This is a genomic window from Alteromonas sp. CI.11.F.A3 (assembly GCF_032925565.1).
In the GTDB taxonomy this organism is placed as follows: Bacteria; Pseudomonadota; Gammaproteobacteria; order Enterobacterales; family Alteromonadaceae; genus Alteromonas.
In genome coordinates, this window is record NZ_CP136708.1 from 1,488,452 (window position 1) to 1,509,145 (window position 20,694).

General features: G+C 42.5%; 16 protein-coding genes and 1 pseudogene. 9 read left to right on the forward strand and 8 right to left on the reverse strand.

Annotation, left to right across the window (positions count from 1 at the left end; genetic code table 11):
- Window positions 1-16: 16 nt before the first annotated feature.
- The 4 genes from R1T43_RS06320 (at window position 17) to R1T43_RS06335 (ending at window position 5,487) form a co-directional block, all read left to right on the forward strand.
- Entirely contained in the window at window positions 17-367 is a 351-nt protein-coding gene (locus tag R1T43_RS06320; RefSeq protein WP_138118201.1) for a hypothetical protein, read from the forward strand.
- A 2-nt stretch (window positions 368-369) separates the two neighbouring features.
- A complete protein-coding gene (locus tag R1T43_RS06325; protein WP_317354077.1) occupies window positions 370-2,115 on the forward strand; it encodes a peptidoglycan-binding domain-containing protein in 1,746 nt (581 codons plus the stop codon).
- Between the two features lie 309 nt (window positions 2,116-2,424).
- Window positions 2,425-3,318, forward strand: a complete 894-nt coding sequence (locus tag R1T43_RS06330) for a hypothetical protein (RefSeq protein WP_317354079.1) — start codon at window positions 2,425-2,427, stop codon at window positions 3,316-3,318.
- A 369-nt stretch (window positions 3,319-3,687) separates the two neighbouring features.
- Complete coding sequence (locus R1T43_RS06335; protein ID WP_317354081.1) at window positions 3,688-5,487, forward strand: vanadium-dependent haloperoxidase; 1,800 nt, start codon at window positions 3,688-3,690, stop codon at window positions 5,485-5,487.
- 81 nt (window positions 5,488-5,568) lie between these two features.
- On the opposite strand, the gene R1T43_RS06340 is transcribed toward R1T43_RS06335, so the two are convergent.
- The gene (locus tag R1T43_RS06340; RefSeq protein ID WP_410549001.1) at window positions 5,569-6,315 is read right to left on the reverse strand and encodes a glutathione S-transferase; all 747 of its coding nucleotides are present in this window, start codon (window positions 6,313-6,315) and stop codon (window positions 5,569-5,571) included.
- Window positions 6,316-6,423: 108 nt separating this feature from the next.
- Between R1T43_RS06340 and R1T43_RS06345 the strand changes: the two genes are divergently transcribed.
- On the forward strand, window positions 6,424-8,799 hold the full coding sequence (locus R1T43_RS06345) for a peptidase U32 family protein (RefSeq protein ID WP_317354083.1): 2,376 nt from the start codon (window positions 6,424-6,426) through the stop codon (window positions 8,797-8,799).
- Window positions 8,800-8,871: 72 nt separating this feature from the next.
- On the opposite strand, the gene R1T43_RS06350 is transcribed toward R1T43_RS06345, so the two are convergent.
- The 3 genes and pseudogenes from R1T43_RS06350 to R1T43_RS06360 form a co-directional block, all read right to left on the reverse strand.
- Window positions 8,872-9,444 (reverse strand): acyl-CoA thioesterase, encoded by a 573-nt coding sequence (locus R1T43_RS06350; protein ID WP_211070429.1) that lies wholly within the window; start codon window positions 9,442-9,444, stop codon window positions 8,872-8,874.
- 271 nt (window positions 9,445-9,715) lie between these two features.
- Window positions 9,716-10,219 (reverse strand): annotated as a pseudogene (locus R1T43_RS06355) (cupin domain-containing protein); the annotation flags it as partial.
- Window positions 10,220-10,540: 321 nt separating this feature from the next.
- A complete protein-coding gene (locus R1T43_RS06360; RefSeq protein WP_317354088.1) occupies window positions 10,541-12,514 on the reverse strand; it encodes a class I adenylate cyclase in 1,974 nt (657 codons plus the stop codon).
- A gap of 221 nt (window positions 12,515-12,735) precedes the next feature.
- Between R1T43_RS06360 and R1T43_RS06365 the strand changes: the two genes are divergently transcribed.
- Window positions 12,736-13,392, forward strand: coding sequence for an NAD(P)H-dependent oxidoreductase (locus R1T43_RS06365; protein ID WP_211070432.1), 657 nt, complete (start codon window positions 12,736-12,738; stop codon window positions 13,390-13,392).
- A 5-nt stretch (window positions 13,393-13,397) separates the two neighbouring features.
- On the opposite strand, the gene R1T43_RS06370 is transcribed toward R1T43_RS06365, so the two are convergent.
- On the reverse strand, window positions 13,398-15,725 hold the full coding sequence (locus R1T43_RS06370; protein WP_317354091.1) for a tetratricopeptide repeat-containing diguanylate cyclase: 2,328 nt from the start codon (window positions 15,723-15,725) through the stop codon (window positions 13,398-13,400).
- A 219-nt stretch (window positions 15,726-15,944) separates the two neighbouring features.
- On the opposite strand from R1T43_RS06370, the gene gloA reads away from it, so the two are divergent.
- Entirely contained in the window at window positions 15,945-16,493 is a 549-nt protein-coding gene (gene gloA, locus R1T43_RS06375) for a lactoylglutathione lyase (protein ID WP_211070434.1), read from the forward strand.
- 30 nt (window positions 16,494-16,523) lie between these two features.
- On the opposite strand, the gene R1T43_RS06380 is transcribed toward gloA, so the two are convergent.
- The 3 genes from R1T43_RS06380 to R1T43_RS06390 form a co-directional block, all read right to left on the reverse strand.
- A complete protein-coding gene (locus tag R1T43_RS06380; protein WP_317355711.1) occupies window positions 16,524-17,096 on the reverse strand; it encodes a hypothetical protein in 573 nt (190 codons plus the stop codon).
- 123 nt (window positions 17,097-17,219) lie between these two features.
- On the reverse strand, window positions 17,220-17,783 hold the full coding sequence (locus R1T43_RS06385; protein WP_317354095.1) for a DUF1439 domain-containing protein: 564 nt from the start codon (window positions 17,781-17,783) through the stop codon (window positions 17,220-17,222).
- Between the two features lie 108 nt (window positions 17,784-17,891).
- The gene (locus R1T43_RS06390; protein ID WP_317354096.1) at window positions 17,892-18,467 is read right to left on the reverse strand and encodes a DUF4136 domain-containing protein; all 576 of its coding nucleotides are present in this window, start codon (window positions 18,465-18,467) and stop codon (window positions 17,892-17,894) included.
- A gap of 202 nt (window positions 18,468-18,669) precedes the next feature.
- Here R1T43_RS06390 and R1T43_RS06395 point away from each other — a divergent pair, with 202 nt between their 5' ends.
- The gene (locus tag R1T43_RS06395) at window positions 18,670-19,257 is read left to right on the forward strand and encodes a DUF1456 family protein (RefSeq protein WP_211070437.1); all 588 of its coding nucleotides are present in this window, start codon (window positions 18,670-18,672) and stop codon (window positions 19,255-19,257) included.
- A 117-nt stretch (window positions 19,258-19,374) separates the two neighbouring features.
- Window positions 19,375-20,586 (forward strand): cell division protein ZapE, encoded by a 1,212-nt coding sequence (zapE, locus tag R1T43_RS06400; RefSeq protein ID WP_317354101.1) that lies wholly within the window; start codon window positions 19,375-19,377, stop codon window positions 20,584-20,586.
- The last annotated feature ends 108 nt before the right edge of the window (window positions 20,587-20,694 follow it).

The following is a 20,694-nucleotide window of genomic DNA, read 5'->3' on the forward strand; positions in this document are numbered from 1 at the left end:
TTATAGAAGGAATTTTATGATGGGAAAGTTCAAAGACGCAATGCAAACCATGGCAGACGGTATTGGTGATTTGTCTAAACTTGATGTAGTGACATTTCAAGGCTCAGTAACACTGAACGCGGCGGATACCGCGCCGTTAAAGTTTGATGACGTCATGTCGTCTGCAATGGGAAACGCCACGGTGGCAGTTAAGGTACTCGCTAGTACTCAGACGAGTATTGATGGCGACATTGTTGCTTTTTACGATAAGGATATCACCGAAGAACAGCGACTTGCTCATGCCGATTTGGTGCTAGCGGGGGCTGAATCTCGAGCAGCATCTATCGAATTCGTGAGATCTATCGTAGGGGAAATTGCGGATTTGTAGTGATGGACGACAAATTTGGCATACCCGACAAGTTGGGAAGGGGGCTTGATGCTTCGATATCTAAGCATTATTTGCCCAACCCGACGTTAGGCTCTGATAATCCGAATGAGACTGATTCTTCTGCCTATATCCGCGCTATTAGAGCCCGTTTAATTGAGCTAGGCTACTTAGGAGAAGGGCACAAATTTACAAATCGCCATAACCCGCAAATTGACCGCATTCTGATCAAAAAAATAAAGCAGTTTCAACATGATGCTGGTATTACCGAAGACGGTTGGGCCGGAAAGCTTACATGGCAGGCTTTGGAGTGCCTAGTAAGCTTTGAAAATCAGCAAAGTCCTGCGCTATGGGGAAATGTTTGGCGAAATGCTTCTAGTGAAGAATGGAGAAGCTCATGGCAGCAGTCACGGCAGCAATTATCCCAGCAGTTATCGCAGCAACCAATGCAGCAGTTATTGCAGCAACCGACGCCAGAAAATCAACACCAAGTTTGGCTATTTAAAGATGGGGTATTACACAACAAAGCAGTGATGCGGGCGGCGTATTGCCGCCTCTATACCCTCGGTTTTTTCTCTGAGTGGGAACCACATCGCATTCACACTAAAACCATAATCAACCCCAGCGATAATGCCGACTTTCAACATGCGATTGACCAGTTTTGTGGGTTTGCCAAGCAACTTAAATTAGTAAAAATCACGTGTTCTGGATTAAATATGGACTTACTCAATGCCATGTTTGAATACGACAACATTGTTGCGACGTTAAGCGACAATACGTACTTTGACCCTGCAATGACTGCGTACCCCAAAACGATAGAAGCAATAGCCAGAATAGAGCTTTGGATGCTTGGTTATGATATTACACCGGGGAAAGATCAAACTGTTAGAAGAGCTACAAGAAGGTTTAAAAAGCGCACTTTTATTAGCGCCTCAAAAACTCAACTTGCGATTAAACAGTTTTATTCTGACTACCCTGTTGTAAGCCTAAGCAATGAAAGTAATGATAAAAAAAGTAATACCGAAAGCGCTAATAGCACCAGCGGCCACCCACTAAATGCTTATTTAATGGCGGCATTCTCTGCGCTTTCCACCGATGTAGAAGTGACTGAGAGTGACAATGAAAGTTTAAACGCTTCGGTAAACCAATTATGGCAAAGTAAAAGTAAGCAAAATGCGTTAAGAGCGCAGTTTAACAAGCTAGCCAATGGTATTTTCGACGGATTAAAGCGAATGGTAAGTTGGCTGTTTGGCGCAGTAAAACGCGTGCTTGAAAAAACAAAGGAAGTGATTGCGAACATTGCACGTTACATTAGCAAAAAAGCACGAACATGTTATTTAAGTGTAGTGAAAGCGTTTGATATTGTTTATTCAGGCATGTCATATCTAAAGGGGAATGCATTTCATTATGGCGCTCCCTCTAAAGCTTGCTTTGCTCATGATAATGACTTTGATCAGTTTTGTTGCATAGATCCTATGGCTCAGCCCCACCATATTAGTTTTGATAGAACCCAGTATGGTTTTCAAGCTAAACTTTATGCCGCAGGACTCACTATTGTTGGTCATCTTTTAGGTATAGCGCAGCGAGTAGTACGAACAATCTCATCACCGGTGGGGTGGCTTTTAGCCCTGCTTTCATTGGCAAATGTTGCTAACGCAGTAAAAGAAATAAATACGCAAGTTAGGCTTATTGAAAGCTATGAACTGGATATTACACACCGGAAGTCTTTGTTTAAAACCCGTATCTCTTAGCTTTCTTGCTTTCTTTCCTTCCTTTATCTTCTTTCTCTCCCTTGTCCTCTTGCTCCTTTATTCCCCACGACCGGTTATTTTCTATATTCACTTATTTCAAACATAAGCTTATGCCTATTGCGGCTTTGAGCGATGGCATGCGGGTGCTAAATCTTCAGCATACCTTTGCGTTAAAATTCGTTACCATGGCTTCATTACATTCATTTTAGCAATCAGTGGTATTGCTTGTTGCGCTTACGTAGCAAGGTTGACGTGGTTGTATCTTGATAACGTAGAAATTGAGATAGAAATAAAAGAAAGGATACGTAAATGAGTAAAAACACCAAGCTGGCCTTCGGCGTAGTGGTAGTACTAGGCGTTTGTTATGTAGGCGGCAATATTTATGCTTCAGCAAAAGCTAAAGACGCAGTAGATGAAATGATTGCCGATCTTCCTGCTACCACTCAAGTTTCTTACGGCGATGTGAGTGCGACTATTTTTGGTGATGTGTCCATTGATGACATTCGCATTGGTGATGACAGGCAAGGGCATATTGTGGTTAAAAACGTTGCCCTTTCAGGTTTCGAAGAAAAATTAGAAGACTCTACTGAAGGAGAAGTGCACTTTTCTGGCGTCTCGTTTTCTGAATATAAAGGTCATGGTGTTGATGATACGCCCGATGATATTCAAGAAATTTTAGTTCACATGCTGATGAAAGAAGGGAAAACCTTAGATCAACGTTTTGCTTTTGAAGTAAACGAAGATGACAATGAATACCGTATTAAAGAGCTGACCTTCGATGTGGAAGACGCAGGACGCATTTCACTTTCTACTGACCTTTTCACAAAAGCCCCGATATCATCAGCGCCTGAACTTATGGCACAACACTTAATGGCGGCGATAGAAATTGGTGAGTTTACCCTTTCGTTAGAAGAGGATGGGTTGGTTGATAGGTTGTTTGCCCCACAAGTTACTGACGAGAAAAGCCTTGATGATTTGCGCGCAGAAGCGATAGATGGATTGAAAAGCGCATTGAAGCAGGCCGAACCGCAAAGAAAAATGCTATTAGAAGGAACAATCGCGTTACTCGAAGGGGACGAAGTTACGTTGTATCGCGAAAATGATGAGCCTTTTTCCATAGTGCCTATGACGATGATGGCAGGCCCTAATGGCGCGCTGTCTAATTTCATACGAGATGGCAAGTTTCAAATTGAGGTAAAATAGACGCGTATCCAAAACATCCGATTTTTTGGCTGCTCATCATTAGAAGAGCAGCCTTGTTGTAACTAACAACAGCCGGATATACCGCTATTTTTACTCACGCTTGCATTCACCTCAATTTCAGGCAAATCCTTCCTCTAATTCCACACTCTTATCTATACATCTATATTTCAGAAAGAGCTTTCTAGCGCTTTACGTTTTTACGTTAAGACACATACCTTCCTTTGAAATATCAAAATGAACAAAAACCTCAATTTTTACTGCGAGGTTTTCTAACCACAGTGCACATAAGTCTTAGGTTGCCTAGATTTTGACGGCTGTACAAAGGGCATCCATTCATTTGACTTAAAAAATACTTAAGGAAATAGCACTATGGCCCTTCCAGAACAACGTTCAGAACAAGAACAACGCATCATTGATAGCGAGAAAGTTCGAATTAATGCAGCCCAAGTGGCTCGCCAAAGAATAGAATCCGAATACGGTCCACTCTCGCCTGCCGAGACTATCCATAAAGCGAATAGTGATGAGATGCTTACGTCAAAATCCATGAGTTTTACTAAAGGCTTACAGCACAATGAACTCACTGGTTTATTGTCTAATGAAGACGACTTTGTAAAGTTTGTAAAAGGCATTAATACTGGCAATCCACACGACATTTTAGACACCCCTATTGGAACAACGGTTAACTATAAATGGCGAGGCTGGGAAAGTTCTGCCGCTGGCCTTACTTATGATTTACAGGGGCCTGATAGTCACTCGGTCACTATGCCGGCCCCTCCAGGTTTAGAAAACAAAGATGAATTGAGTGCGGAAATAGGTGAAGTTTACGCGCAGGCATTGCTAAGAGACGCACACTTTGCTGCTTTTTCAATGAATGAAAATGTTTATAAAAAGTTTGTTGGACAAGAGTTAGAGAGCAAGCGGGTTAAAACAAAATACGCTCATGTTGAATCGGTGGTCGAGTGCCTAAATAGAATACCTTTTTTTGCATCTAACAATGCTCGCGGCCCCTTTACGCCGGTGAATGCATTTCGTGGTATTTCCAAGGGCGATTTAGATGGTCCTTATCTATCGCAATTTCTACTGACGGGTGACAATGGCTTAAATAATAAGAACGATGGCTCTCCTGAACATGATGCATGCGATGGAATAATTTCTTACGGCGCTCAAACCATTAATCAAAAGGTGCGAAATGCACGTTCAGATGACTATTTGACTGATTGGAGTGAGTGGTTAGATATTCAAAATGGCGGCGATGCCCGCGGTTGTGAAAAATACGTAGGCGATCAAAGACGCTTCATAACCACCCCTAGAGATTTAGCCACATATGTACATTATGACGCGCTATATCAAGCGTATTTAAATGCTTGTTTATTACTATTAAATGTAAAAGCTCCTCTTGGAGAAAGTATTCCATACGCCAAGAAAGAGGGGGAAACGGACGTAACCTATAAGCAGCAGGGCTTCGCACTCTATGGTGGGCCACATATTCTGTCATTGGTGACAGAGGTTGCCACCAGAGCCCTTAAAGCGGTGCGTTATCAGAAATTTAATTTGCATCGTCGTTTGCGTCCAGAAGCGCTGGCTGCGAGATTAGAAAAATGCCAAGCATATCCTGCTAGCTTCGAGCCTCAATTTGCAGAGATACGCGAAGTAATAGAGAGCTCGGGGTTGGCTGATAAGCTTGATAATAGTCTGTTATTGCCAATGGCATTTGCTGAAGGATCGCCAATGCACCCATCCTATGGTGCTGGACACGCAACGGTGGCAGGGGCGTGTGTCACAATTTTAAAAGCGTTTTTTGATGGAAGTTGTTTTCTACATATTACCAATGATGGTGAGAGGTTTTCTGTAGATAGACACAGTCGACAGAACGACAATGCTTTTATTCCTTCGTCGGATGGCCGCCGTTTACGAGTCGTCGAAGTTAGTCAGTCATTGAGTCTTGAGGGTGAGTTAAATAAGCTAGCTGCTAACATTTCTATCGGGCGAGATTGGGCAGGCGTACATTATTATTCCGACTATGAACAGTCTCTTTTAATGGGAGAAAAAATAGCTATTTCTATGTTACAAGAGCAAACACTAGGACACAACCCGTTAGAAAATCTCGCATTTACACTTAACCGGTTTGATGGCAGTGAAGTGGTTATAACTGAGGGGCAAGTGCATTAGCACAGCTTTTAAAAGATGACTGAAAAAGGGAATTAAGGGAATATTTACCGCTCCCTATGATTCCCCTCCCCAAGGGGGAGTTTAAGAAGGCTTCCACAATTCATACTGTGTCATCACTTTATTAAACATAACACTTTGCAAATACCCGTTTAGCCACTGCTTTAGGTTTGGGTAGGGCGATTCTCGATACCACTTTCGTTCAACTTTCGAAAACTGACGAATGAACGGTAGTAGGGCGATGTCGGCCAAGCTTTCTTTTGCGCCGAAAATAAACCGCTTCGATTGGCCTTCTTCCAAACCTCCTTCAGTGTTACCACCACCTAAACGGTCTTCCAAGTCTTGGATGTATGCCTCGCAGGCTTGCCTGCACTCAACTACGTTGTTTTCACGATAACGTTTAGCGCATTTATACGCATTTAACTGTGTTTTGAATCCATCATCGAATGTTGCAATTAATGCTAGCATGGCAGGCAGGGCGGCAGTGTCTTGCTGATGCAGTAGGTCTTCGGGATCGTTTTGATGCAGCGCCCATAGCATCACATCTAAGCTTTCATCTATTACTGTATTGGTGCCGTCTGCATTTGGCAATACTAGCGTGGGCACGGTACCTTTAGCTGAGGCCTCAATCATGGCATCAGGTTTATTGCTTAACACCACTTCGCGCACTTCAACGTCTTGCGCCGCTTTATATAAACCAATTCTTCCGCGCATGGCATAAGGGCAATTGCGTAAAGAGTAGAGTATGGGGCGCTGATCCCTGTGAGACTCGGGTTTAACACCGTGTTGTTGTGAAAATTCAGTCGCGAATTCTGATTTTGCTTCTGGCATTGGGTGTTTTATCTCCATTTACCTCGATTAATCTGCCGTTATGATATTCATTGGGCAAATATGTAGGTAAAATCCTTGGCATAAAGTTTCCCACAATATAGCATCTAGATGAACAGTACTCACACGAATCCGAAAATTGAATTATTAGCCCCAGGTGGCGATGTTGATGCGATTAAAGCCGCCATTATTGCAGGCGCCAACGCGGTGTACTGCGGGTTAGATAATTTTAACGCTCGAAATCGTGCGTCTAATATTTCATTCGATGCGTTAATTGGCGTTATTCGATTGGCGCATCAGTATGACTGCGAAATATTTTTGACGTTGAATATCGTTATTCTGGAAAAAGAATTTCCAACGCTTGCCAAGCTATTAAGTAAATTGGTTAATACCACGCTTGATGGTGTGATTGTGCAAGATATTGGTATGTTCAACCTTATCAAAAAGCATTTTCCTACATTAGATATTCATGCTTCTACCCAGATGACTACACATAACGTGGGGCAAATACCTTTTCTTAAAAAGCTAGGGGCATCACGGGTTAACTTATCTAGAGAATTGAACCTACGAGAAATTACTGCCATTGCCAAGGTTAGCCGCGAGCATGACGTGCTAACCGAAGTGTTTGTGCATGGTTCTTTATGTGTGGCGTTCTCAGGTTTATGTTATTCAACCTCTGCCAGTGCGGGGAACTCGGGTAACCGAGGCCGTTGCAGTCAGGCTTGCCGCGAAGAATACGAAACCACGGAATCTGGGCATAACTTCCCGTTAAATATTAAAGATAACTCGGCGTTTTTCGACCTGCCAGCATTGATAGAAGCTGGCGTGTACTCGTTTAAAGTAGAGGGTCGGATTAAAGGCGCAAGTTACGTTCATACAGTCATCGACAGTTTTAGAAAGCAGATAGATGGCTTTTTGGAAACTGGCGAATTGTTAGAAGACGGCGAACGTCTTTATAAGGTATTTAACCGAGACTTTTCTAACGCGTTCTTGCGTGGCGATTTGAATCAATCGATGTTTATTGATAATCCACGCGATAACTCAAAAAATCATGCCATTGAAAAAGCGGTTCAAACGGAGAGCACAAGCGATGCGTCTTCAAAAGATGTTAACCGTATTTCAGTGGTGCAAATACAAGAAGTGAAACAAACCCTTTATCAAGAAAAGAACGAACTACACGACTTGGTAAGAGAAAAAATTCAGTATTTATCTATCGATAAAATACCTACTACGCTAGTGTTTTCGGGTGAAGAGGGAAGTTGTTTAACCCTCACTATTAAAACCCATGGTTTAGCAGCCGGCCAGTCGATTAATACTGAAGACGGCTCTGTTAAAGACGACATCAATTCAATTGCCCCTAAAACCATTACGCTGCGTTCTGAAGGTGTGTTGTCTAAAAGCGAGAAAAACGCGTTAGACGAAACCTTGTTAGAGAAGCGTTTTAGAAGTTTAGGCACGGGCGAATACAGTATTAGTGGCCTTGAACTTGAGCAATTAGGTACTGGCCTTAGTTTGCCATTTCGCGATGTAACGGCGCTTAAAAACGAAGCCATGAAGCAGCTTAATGGTGAACAGTCGTTAATACCTGAAGTGATATTACCAAAACTCACGAGTTACCCTAAAAGCGAAGCCGATAAGCCGCCAGCGCTTTCGTTGCTAATCTGTGATGAGGCAGACGTGCATTTAGCCGATGCAACGGATGCTGACATTTACTTTAAATTACCTGATGCCTACAAGCGCAATTGCACCAAGTATGTTGGTTTCTTAAAAGATAACCCACGTTTGATACCTTGGTTCCCCGCAGTGCTTATTGGTAAAGACTACGATGTGGCAGTGAACATACTTGAACAAGTTATGCCGCCATTAATTGTGACCAACAATACTGGAATTGCCTTTAAAGCGAATGAACTAGGTATTAAGTGGATTGCAGGGCCTTTCTTAAATACCACAAACTCGTATGCGTTGATGGCCATGAAAGAAGATTTCGATTGTCATGGTGCGTTTATTTCAAACGAGTTAAATCGAATGCAAATGAAGAACATTGCACGGCCTGAAAACTTCAAACTGTTCTACAGCATTTATCATCCTATATTGTTGATGACCAGCAGACAGTGTTTCTTCCAGCAAAGTGTAGGTTGCGAAAAACCGCGTATCGATAACGGGTGTATGCTCTCGTGCGACAAATCAACCAGCATCACTAATGTGAAGGGCATGTCGTTTGCCATCGATAAACAAAAAGCGGGTTATCCGAGTATTTACAACGAAGATCAGTTTTTAAATATGGAAGTCATGAACGATTTATCTGACTTGTTCGACGGCTTTATGATTGATTTAACGAATATTGGGGCGGGAGACAAAGTATCGCCGGACAAAGTAGCGTTAATTCGTCAATTCGAACAGCTATTGGCCGGTGATAAGCAGGTAGAAGATACGCTAAATAGCATGGTGCCAGCTTCCACAGTAAGCCAGTACCACGCGGGATTATAAGCTAGCGCATACCCGTGTAAGCATTAATAAAAGCCCTTGGTTGTTACAAAACACCAAGGGCTTTTTTGTATCTTACTCTTGAGTATAAGACGCATCTTTATCGAAAGTAATGGTACAGCGCTGGTTATCAAGCAATACAAAATCTGCTTTAGGAATGAAGTCGTCGTGTTCTTTTTGTATTCTAGCCTGCGCTTCACGTTTTACTTTATTACGCTTAATCGTTGTTACAAAATGGCGCATTTCGTGCGGGTTGCTGAGTTCCAATTCTGGCACTTTTACCGGCACACCGTTGTCGTCTTTAGCGACCATAGTGAAAAAACTGTTGTTGGTGTGCTTTACTTTATTGTTCTTGATATTCTCAGACGTGACTTTTATACCAACCACCAAAGAAGTGTTACCAACGTAGTGCACGGTAGCGTCTAGCGATAATAATTCGCCTACTTCCACAGGCTGTAAAAACTCAACGCCATCTACCGTAACCGTTACGCAATAGGCGCCGGCATGTTTACTGGCACAGGCGTAGGCCACTTTATCCATTAAAGACAAGATAATACCGCCATGGACTTTTCCGCCAAAGTTGGCAAATGAAGGTACCATTAGCTCAGTTAAACGTGTTCTTGAAAATGCGACAGTACGTGGGCTCATAGTTAACCTTTATATTTTTATAGTTGATGTAGTTGTAGGGTAAATTGCTTTTTAGGGTAATGCTTTTAGGGTAATAGTTAGGTTACTTGTTAGGTAAAGCCCTACTATAGCAGTGGGAATTCAAGCATCAATATTTAATAAAAGAAGGGAAGGCATTCCCTTCTTTCTTTTTGATTTTTTCCACGAGTGCAAACATAAGCGCAAAGAGGTACAAGCGTTTTAGGTATAAGCTCGCTTAGTGCTTAGCTTCGAATGCGTCGAGTAAATTCACCTATCGCGTTAATGAAGTAATGAGTTCATCGTGTTGAGGAAATTGCTTAATTAACTCTGCTCGTTCGCCTAATTGCATATCGATATATTCGAAGCCAGGCGCTACCGCTTCCCCTATAAGGCCATAACCATACGGGCCTGTAGTCAGTATTTTTGATGCCTTCCAGGTACCGCCTTTCACCATCATTTGCATTTTATGACCTTGCGTAGGGTCGGGGCCTAAAATATGAGTTTCAAGGCTGCCGTCTTGATTAATTAGGTAGTACGTAATGGGGTCGCCCATGTGAAAGTAATGCATGATGTCAGAGCGATTCATATGAAAATGCCCGATAGGAGACTTTGCGCTTAATAGGTAATAAATAGAGGTCATATTCACTCTATCGCCGTTATCTGTACTTATTCGCGGCCTGTGATCTGCTTTAAACGTTTGGCGAAAGAAGCCGCCTTCAACGTGGCCGGTTAAATCAAGGGACTCGATTAATTGTTCTGCGGTGAGTTTCTTATCTAATGACGTTACAGCTTGCGTAGTGCTAGCAACATGAGTATCAGCAACGAGAGTACTAGTAACATTAGTACAGGCACTTAACAGGGTACACGGTAAGGTTACTGACAAAACAAAGGGCAGAGCGGATTTTTTGGTTTTAATATTAAGCATAGTAGCGCCATAATGTAATACGTAGATTCGTTTTCTAGCATACCTAGATAAACAAAAAAATATTAGCTTTTTCAGGCGCCAGAAAAGTAATCACATGGCATGTATTGGCACAGTGGCAGTTTAGCAAAAAGACAAGTACACAATTGAAAGGGTAGAAAAGAGAAGGCGGGTTTAGTGAATAAGGGAAAAACTCACACCTGTGGATTCTAAAAACTCACCCTGAATACGAGCTTGCTGATTTCCGCGAGGTACCATGACATAACAGGGCGGGGCAGGCTCCGTTTCTTCAAGCTCAAACCAGAGTGTATCCAGCACATCTTTCCCGTGGAATAAAAAGGTTTCGCCCCACGATGTGGTGTACAACACTGAGACTTCTTCAACGCTCGCCTTTTGCCTGAGCGTGTTAAAATTCACAATAGCTAGGCAGGTTGTAACGCGAGCGCTAGTTAGTAGGTTTTCTCTTTGCAACGCAGAAACTTTAATTGGCGGAAAGTAGCGGCAAATATGTTTCAATAAGTCGTTCAAATCCAGCTCACTTACCTCCCCGGCATTGTAATCAAGATAGATGGTGGTTTTTGCGTCGATAATACGATTTGCTACGCACCATACGATTAACTCAATAGCAGAGAATGTTTGCGTTATTTTCTGACTTTGCGCTATTTTTCCCGACTTGCTGAGCGTGTCCGTAGCATATACAGTCCAAATCTCTTGCCCTGTTTTGTTTTGCTTTAATGCCACGGTTACCGTGTCGCAGTAGAGGTTTTCATCAAACGCGCGGCGTAGAAACTCAATTTTGTTAGGCTTCTTGCCATAAAAAGTACTAAGACGACGACCTAGTACGGTCATGTCTTTTTTATTCATGGATTGTTGTTCAGCACCAAGCTGACTTGAAATACGTCGATAGCATTTCAAAAGAAATCGATGAATACGTCGGCTTAATTGAACCCGTTCGTGAAACGTCCATTCATGCTGATTATCTAAGTGGTAAAGGTCTTGTTTCGTCCATCCCCACTTCTTAGCATATGCCGCTATTATCTTGCGCTTAAACGTAGAGGTTTCACCACGTTGCGGTGGTTGGCTTAGTTTGCAATTACATTTGAGGTACAGGCACTGTTGAAGTAACAACATGTCTTCAGGCTGCCCCTCTTTTTCGTAATGCTCAATAAGTTGGTCGAACATTAGCGCATAAGGGTCGATAACCGCGACTTGTCCAGGTGCTTCGGCACCCCGATGAACATGCTTTTTAAGCAAGCTACACAAGGGCTGACCGTGCTCAATATGAGCAAGGTAAACTTCTAACTTCGCAATTTTCAGTACTGACTTAAACGGCGAGTCCATGGCCTTGCTTAACTGCCATATTGCAGCGCCGAACAATTCACTGGCGTCGAGCCTTTCAAGGTTGCCAAGATCCATAAACCAGCTTAAATCTGGAGAACCACCGTCTTCTAGATGACTTTTTAATGCAGTATATTGCTGGTCATTGGTTTTTTCTGGGGTTAACCACCAAAAAGGTGCTTTTCCTGCCACAACAATATTGGTGGTATAAAATTCAGCTTTAAGAAATAGCGCTTGGGCTGAGCCTGCGCTTTCTCCATCGGCAATGCCAAAGTCGTTGCGTCGAACATTATCAATTTCAGACAGGAAGAAGTGCACTTCAATACTGAACTTGCTGTCTGCCCAACGTTCAATGGCCGTTAACTTTTCTTGTAGTTTATTAAGCGACGCTTCTGAGAGTTGATTGCTATCGACACACACCCAATAGTCGAAATCAGAGGTGTCAGTTTGTGCAATGGTACCAATACTTCCCATGAGCACTAACGCATCAATAGCGCGCTGACGAGGCCACAGAGACTTTATATCAGCAAACAAATCTCGCTTCTCTGGGAAACACTGCAAAAGTGCATTTTCAACAACATCGCGAAATGAATAATTATGAATACCAAAGGGGATCTCTCCACCTTCAATATAGCCTGGAAGATCAGGATGATTTACGTGCAGTAAAAAGGGCAGCACATGAAACAACGGCTTGTGCTCAGCAGGCATAAGCATAAGTGCACGTTCTACCCTTGCCTTGTTGTACCTAAGTACTCGTAACAGGCGTATTGTTAGATTCTTTTTAATTGATAGAGACTGCTGCTCTGTCATTACTGCTCTTTTGTATCGATAGTTATTTCAAAAATAGCGCGATTTCCCTTTGTCTGCCTCTTATTTCTAGTGCTGCAGTGAAAAGTAGCCAATTAGCCTGCGCTTCCATTATCAAAAATTTGTGTAAACTCATTCAATCATTAATGGGCTTATCGCCTTTAGTATAACTCGTTAAACTTCTCGGCATCTAAAGTATTCGCATTAAATATTAGGAGTTACTTGTGTCTAACCAAATTATCAGTGATTTAAACCAGCGCTATACCGTTAAAAAGTACGACAGTAGCAAACGTATTTCTTCAGAAGATTTAACCATTATATTGGAAGCGCTAAGATTATCAGCTTCTTCAATAAACTCGCAGCCTTGGAAGTTTGTTGTAGTTGAAAGTGACAGTGCAAAGCAGCGTCTACACGACACTTTTGCTAATAAGCATCAGTTCAACCAACTGCATGCAAAAGAAGCATCGCACACCATCTTATTTGCTTACGACCCTAAGTTTACCAAAGAGAAATTTGTTAAGCGTGTTGATGCAGAAGTGGCGTCTGGTCACTTACCAGAAGCAATGCGTGAGTCGTTTATGGGGGCTTACGCTTTTGCCGAAGCTAATACGGATGAGAACGGCTACAATGGCGCATGGACAAAAGCACAGGTTTATCTGGCGTTTGGAAACTTGCTTCACACATTAGCCCGCTTGGGTATAGCGTCTACACCGATGGAAGGCGTAGATGCTGACTTGATTGGTGAGCTGTTTAGCGAAGAACTAGACGGTCATATTTGTGAAGTGGCGCTAGCACTTGGCTATGCCGACGAAGAGCAAGACTGGAACCACGGTTTACCCAAGGCTCGTTTGCCAATGGAAGATGTCATTACCGTAGTGTAATGGCGTTAGTCCTGCGCTCTAGCGAGAGCTTCGCTCCATAACGTCACTTGATTACGGCCTAACGATTTCGACTTAAATAGGGCGAGATCGGCTTGGTCTATGAGTTCAGATGGCGATTTCGCATCAAAGCGAATAGATGAAACGCCTAGGCTACAGGTCACCGCGATATCATCAAAGCGACGAACTTGAATAGTTTCTCGTAAATTTTCAGCTATGCGCATAGCTTGGTGATAGGAGGTATCTGGCAATACAATACAGAACTCCTCTCCACCAAATCGTGCGACCACATCGTTTTGGCGAACGCAGCTTTGTAAGGTATTAGCAACCCCGCGAAGCACCGAGTCACCTATGGTATGCCCGTAATTATCATTGATAGATTTAAAGTAGTCGATGTCTACCATTATTACGCAGTAGTCTTCTGGCTGCGGATTTCTCGCAAAATCCCGTTTCATTAAATCAAATAGGACACGGCGATTAAAGCTGTTCGTCAATGGATCGCGTGTGGCTAAGTAGCCCAGTTCTTGGTTGCGTTGTTTCGATACCATAAAGCGTCGATAAATAAGCAGTACCAGTATTAAGCAGACGGCTAACAATAATGCTAAAGCGACACTGGCATATCTGTTTTTAGTTAGTTCTAATTCTGAAATGGTGGTGGCTTGTTGGGCTATCTCAATTTCATTGTTCTTTCTAGCCAACTCGAGCTTGTCGAGTTTGGTTTTTTCTCGCAGAGTTTCTAATTCTATTTCTAGTCTTAAAGAGTGTAGTTTAGCTTTTTCAAGCGCGAGTTCGTTGTTATTATTGTCTTCTTGAATAACTTCGCTCATGGCAATTTCTTGTTCAGCGTATTGTAATGATGCTGCTGTATTGCCTCTACTTTTCTCTGCTAAACGTAAATAACGATAACTCTCTAACATAAAGCCCTTGTAGCCATTCTTGTGTGCTAATGTTGCGGCTGTTTTTAACAGTGTTATGGCCTCTTCCATGTCAGTATCAAAAAGCATGGTAGCGAATGGAATAAGGGTTTTAATTTGGTAAAAATCACTTTCTATCTCTGTGGCTAAATCCAGTGATTCTCTATAGTAATTGAGTGCGCTTGAAACGTTATTTTCGTCTCGTTGAATGTTCGCCATTATTCTCTGGGTTATTGATTGCTTTGCCTTGTCGTTGCTTTTTCGATAAATATTATCTGCTTTTTTCGCTAACGTGGTTGCCGATGCATAGTCACCCTTTTTCCAATCAATAATCGCGCTTTCTCTAAGCGCGGTAGCAAGGGTTTTGGGCTCGACTTTTTCCTCTGGCAAGCTAATAGACAGCATGTAAAATGAACGGGCTTGGTCGAATTGTTCTAATCTAAAATATATATGACCTATCTGGTTCGAAGTTTTAGCAATGCCCGTTGCATTATTAACCTTCTTATAATATCGATGAGCCTGGTGAACGTGCTTTAAAGACTGTTCATAACGACCAATGTGGCGGTAAATAATTCCCGCTCCCATTAACGCTTTAGCACGGCCTTTAGCATCATCTATTTGCCCGTGAAGGGCCAAGCTTCTTAATGCATAGTCTAGTGCAAGCACTAAATTCCCTAGGTATCGCTCTGCTTCGGCCAGTGTATTGAGCGTACGCGCCATAGACTTTACTTCATTTAAATCAGTAAATACGGCTAAGGCTATTCCGTAATGTTCGGCGGTTTTTTCTCGGTTCTCTAATCGCTTGTAGGCCTCTGCAATTCTTACGTGGGTTCTTGCGTTTAGCTTTTGAATGTGACTTTCGTTGGCGGTCAGGTATTCAATGGCCATCAAGTATTGTACAACCGCAATAGAGTATTGAGTTTTTGCAAAATGGTAATCGCCCTTGGCCCTTAATGTGATGGCGATAGGAAAAGCTTCACCATATTGAAAAGCCAAAGGTACCAGCGTTGCAATAGCGTTTTCTGCTTTGGTTAACTGTTTATCTTTCACCAATACATCGATATAGCCCACATACGACAATATGTAATTTTCCGTATCGTTGAGCTTTTCGAATATGGCTGAAGCTGCAAAAAAATGGTGCTGTGACGTTTTGTTTTGACCGGTTCGAATCGATAATTTTCCAAGCAGAAAATGTGCTTGTGCAGTAGTGCTGAAGTCGTCTATTTCTTGTGAAAGTTCCAAGGCTTGATTAGCCCATATAGTACTGCGTTTTGGTGAGGAATCTTGTGCTAATTGTGCTTTTGAAAGGAGTGCATCAGCGCGCTGAAATGAAGCTTTATCCGCAGAAAGCAAGGGGCTAGCCTGCTGCGCATGGGCAGAAGTAAGCACAATTAATAACAGAGTGAAAACGAAAAAGCGCATTTGCTATGGGTTCGGGTTAAAACAACTGAATGAACAGAGTATAAATGCTCAAGCTTTCTACTAACAGAGTGAATATAGTGCTATCAAAGGTCAAATAGTCTAAGTGGTTGTACAATAAATCATCTGTTACTGCTTTTATTGTTGTCTATTGCTTTGATTGCCCCCACTTAAACTACAAATGAAGCCACTTGGCCACTTAACTATAAGGATACTATTTCAATGAGCCGACACTTTGATAACGCTCAAGGGTTATGTGAAGACAAAGATAAAGCCACCGAAGGCTTTGTTTTCAACCAAACGATGTTGCGTATTGCCGACCCTGCACGCTCACTCGATTTTTACACGCGAGTAATGGGCATGACATTGTTGAAACGCCTAGATTTTGAAGAGATGAAATTTAGCCTTTATTTCTTAGCGGCGGGTGATGACTTTTCTGATATTAGCGAAGACGATAGTGAGCGCACCGCCCAAACTTTTGGAAGGCCTGCCATGCTAGAGCTCACTCACAATTGGGGGGATACCGCAGATAGTGTTGACTATCATAATGGCAATAGTGAACCAAAAGGCTTTGGTCATATTGGCTTTCACGTACCGAATCTAGATGCTGCATGTGAAAGATTTGAAGCGCTAGATGTCCCTTTTCAAAAACGCCCTAATGATGGTTCGATGAAAGGTATCGCATTTATTAGAGATCCAGATGATTACTGGATTGAAATTTTTGATGCTAAACAAACGGCTAAGGTATGCGCCCCACACTTGAGCAAGTAATGCAAGGCGCCACATTCTTGTAAACCAAACTTAGTCAGCGTAGCCCCATGGTGCTGCCGGTACGGGTATTGATTGGGTTAAATCAAAATCTACCCGGAACTCTCTGCCTTCTCTAATCAATCGGTAGGTAAAGGTTTCCGGGTAAATAAACATTTGCCAAATATTGGAGCTTGATTGGGGAATGCCACTTTTTGCAAACAAGGCTTTAGAGTAGGCGTCGGCGGGGAAAGATTGGACCTGGGGCCAACCAGCATCGAGGGTATGACCGCCGTACATGGTCGATTCCGAATAGCTACCATCTTCATGTCGATGATCATGCTTAAGCGATAATCCAGAGCCCGTTTTAGTGATGATCCACGTTCTAGATGCATTGTCGCCTATGTGGAAGGGAATATGTAACACGGTGTCTGTACAGCGGCGAACATGCATGACCAAAGGTTTACCTGCCATGCTGCTAGTAGGCTGGTTATCAACCGTTATTTTTCCAGCAAACGCTTTTCCGCATAGCGCGCGTATACTGTCAAAAAAGCTATCGTGGCTGGCAATCGACACTAACGGAGCTGGCTGAACAATAGGTTCAGCGTTAGAAGTCTGTGCGGCCATCAGCACTGGCACTGGTGTAGAAACAAGCGCCAAGGTGCCTATAGCCACTAATCGGGGGGCTATTTGAAGCAGTGTTGAGCTAATCTTCATGCGTTATCTTCTTCTTATTATTATCATTATTGATTAGTTGTTCCAGTTTCTTGGCACCAATTGAACAGCACCTTCAACAACTTTCATGTCTAGCGGTACTTTACTCAATAGTGCCACTTTAGGGTTATTCATATCTAGTTTATAAACAGGGTTAGCAGCCAGAAAAGCGTTGAGTAAGTTCATCACTTCGTTGTTTAAAGGCTTTAAGTTCCCTTTGTAGTTTCCCGCTTCTACACTTGAATTTAACAGATTAAGATTGCGCAGGAATACGGCTTTTTGCTCACTGTCATAGTAAGGGCTGCCTTCAATCTGAAAGGTTAAGCGTACAGGGTATTTAAATGCGAAAGCATTAATTTCTGCGCCTGTGTCTAAACCAAGGGATATAACATCGCGATTATCAGGGCCGATATTCACATTTATATCGTTCACATTTAGCTGTACGGGCAAGCCCATAAGATTAACGTTTTCAGTCAAATTCGGCATTTGCTTATTAAGCAATGATTGGACTTCAGCATTTGTAAAAGAGAAAACGGCTATGCCATTCGTACTTGCACATCCGGTAAGAAAAAGGGTGATAGCAAAGAGTATAACTTTCATAAAAAACCTTCTGTTTAGAGTTCATAGCCTGCAATGAATACAAGAAAAAATCTCATAACAAGCAAGCTAATTACTCCCATTATGCCATTTGCTTCATATAAATGACGTTTATTTTGCTGGAAAGGCTTCAAGTAAACTGACCACTAACTCGCTTAGTTTATTTTGGATAGTGACGGCATCGGTAGACTCTACCTCTACCTCTACACTGCCCACTGCACTGTAAATAAACGTATCGCCACGTACCACATCAATTTGAAGGTTTTGATATTGGGTCACGCGCTCACCAATAGGTACACTGAAAATACTGCCAAGGGAAATACCGCCAGAACGGCCAAATACACCCGTGCCTAAGCCTAGGTTTAGTCGTGTGTCATTTTCTTCACTGGCAGTTGAAGGAAGGAAACCTACCAGTACATCTGCACCTTCTTCAGGCGAAGGCTTGAGCCCCTTGGCGATAAGTGCTCGGCTAATAGCCGATGTGAGTTGGCTTTCTATTTCGGGGTTCAAGCTATTAAGTGGCGGTCGAACAAAAAACGTATCTATTTCGGCAAAGTTCTGGCTTTCATCAATATTAATTTGCGGGCCCTTGTTGGCACAGCCAGCTAAGAAGCTTAACGCCACTAAGGCAAAAAGCATGTAAAAAGGTTTTCTTGCTCTATGTTTACTTCTATTTGTTGGTGTCATAAGTACGCCCAATAAAGAACTGCTGTAGTGGTTTAAAGATGAAAACCACCATTTAGGATCGATTTATTATCGTAAATAGCGCAAATTGAACGTCAAGCCTCATCAATTCACGTAAACCAGTGGTTTTAATTCGCGGTCTATTAGCCATTGCGATAAACTACGCCATAATAAATGAGCCACTTCTAGATTAAGACGAAAAACCATGATCCACAATGATGTTCTACGACGCCTACGCTTTGCTTTGGCAATTAACGATACCGCTGCTATTGGTATTTTCAAGTTAGTAGACTACGACATGGATGTAGATTACCTTCATTCAATTATGAAAAAAGAAGGTGAAGAGGGCTATTTGCCTTGCAGAGATAAAATCATCTCTTTGTTCTTAGACGGCTTAATCATTAAAAGACGTGGCAAGCAAGAAGGTGTTGAGCCAGTTATTTTAAAATCCGGTGAGCGTTTAAGTAACAATGAAGTGCTTCGAAAAATTCGTATTGCTATGAGCTACAAAGACGAAGATATGATAAACGCGCTTCAAATGGCTGATTTTAGATTAAGCAAAAACGAGCTTTCAGCTTTTTTCAGAAAACCAGATCACAGAAACTATAAAGTGGCTGGCGACCAAGTGGTACGTAACTTATTACAGGGCATGGTGAAGAAGTATCGCCCTGATGCGAAAAAAACAGCGCATACAAAAGAGCAAGTACGCGAGAACGTAAAAGCGGATATTCAGGCCAAAAAAGCCAAAGAGAAAACTAATAAGCCAAGTTCTGTGTGGGGCAAAACCTCTTAACCGTGAACTCATAACTATTGGGCGTTACGCTTTGCACCATGTAAAGTGGGCAAAAGCATGAAGATTTAAACTGTGCGTAACGCTATCTTCCTCGGCAAGACACCATATTAAACCTGTATGCTACATTCCTCGCCGCTTACCAAATATCAAGCACTAGTCGATTCGGGAAAGCTTCAAAAAGATCCCTCTCAACAACACGCCATTGCATTGCTACAGCAGCTGTACCTTTCATTACAGCAGGTTCACGAAAACGCTTCTCATAAAAGTACGCAACTACAGAGTAAAGGTATATATCTGTGGGGCAAAGTAGGGCGGGGCAAAACCTTTTTGATGGACTTGCTAGACGCGAGTTTGACAAGCTCCTTGTGCAAACGGCAACACTTCCATCATTTCATGCAGGATGTGCATAAGCGGCTCACCGAGCTGTCCGGTAAGTCAGAGCCTTTGCGCCATATTGCGAAGCAGCTAAGTAAGCAGTACAAGGTGTTGTGTTTCGATGAGTTCTTTGTGTCTGATATTGGCGATGCCATGTTACTTGGTAACTTACTGCAATACATGTTTGAACTTAACATGGTGGTGGTGTGTACCAGCAATTGTGCGCCAAACGAGCTTTATCGAAATGGTTTGCAGCGTGCACGCTTTTTGCCGGCTATTGCGGCTATCGAAGCCCACTTAAACGTATTGCATTTAAATGGTAAGCACGATCACCGAAAACGTGAACTCACATACATTCAACGGTATTTTGAGCTGCCAGAATCATTGGATGGACAACAAACGCTGCACCAAACACTTTTACACCAGTTTAAATTAACCGCTAATGATACGCCGTCAAACATTACTGTGTTAGGGCGAACGATTAAAATCATTACCCAAAGTGAAGCTGCTACAAACAATGCGGGCATGAATCATAAAGCGGTTTGTTTCAATTTTTCGGCATTATGTGAAGGGCCTCGTAGCCACTTTGATTACGTAGAATTAGCTAAGCTGTACAAAACAATATTGGTGTTTAACGTACCACCTATGAGCGGCCAAGCCTACGAGAGAATTAAGGCTCGAGGTACAGAGGACAATGGCTCCAATATCAATATTGCCTCTGCTGAAACAGGAGAGCGCGAGGTGGTACTAGCACCCATGGATGATGCATTACGCCGATTTATTGCTTTGGTAGATGAATGTTACGACAGTAGAACTAACTTGGTAATAACGTCTTACGTGCCTCAAGATGAAATTTATACCAGTGGATCGCTTATGTTTGAGTTTGAGCGTACCAAAAGCCGACTAATAGAAATGGCTTCTGCGGAGTACACCACCACTGTGAAGGAAAGGTAGGCACCCCTGTTTACATGTACAAAGTAGTTTAAAAATCGATAAGTAGAGCATTGAACACTTTGTATTAAACATTTACTGAAAAGATGGGTGCCTATTCATGTTACTAAG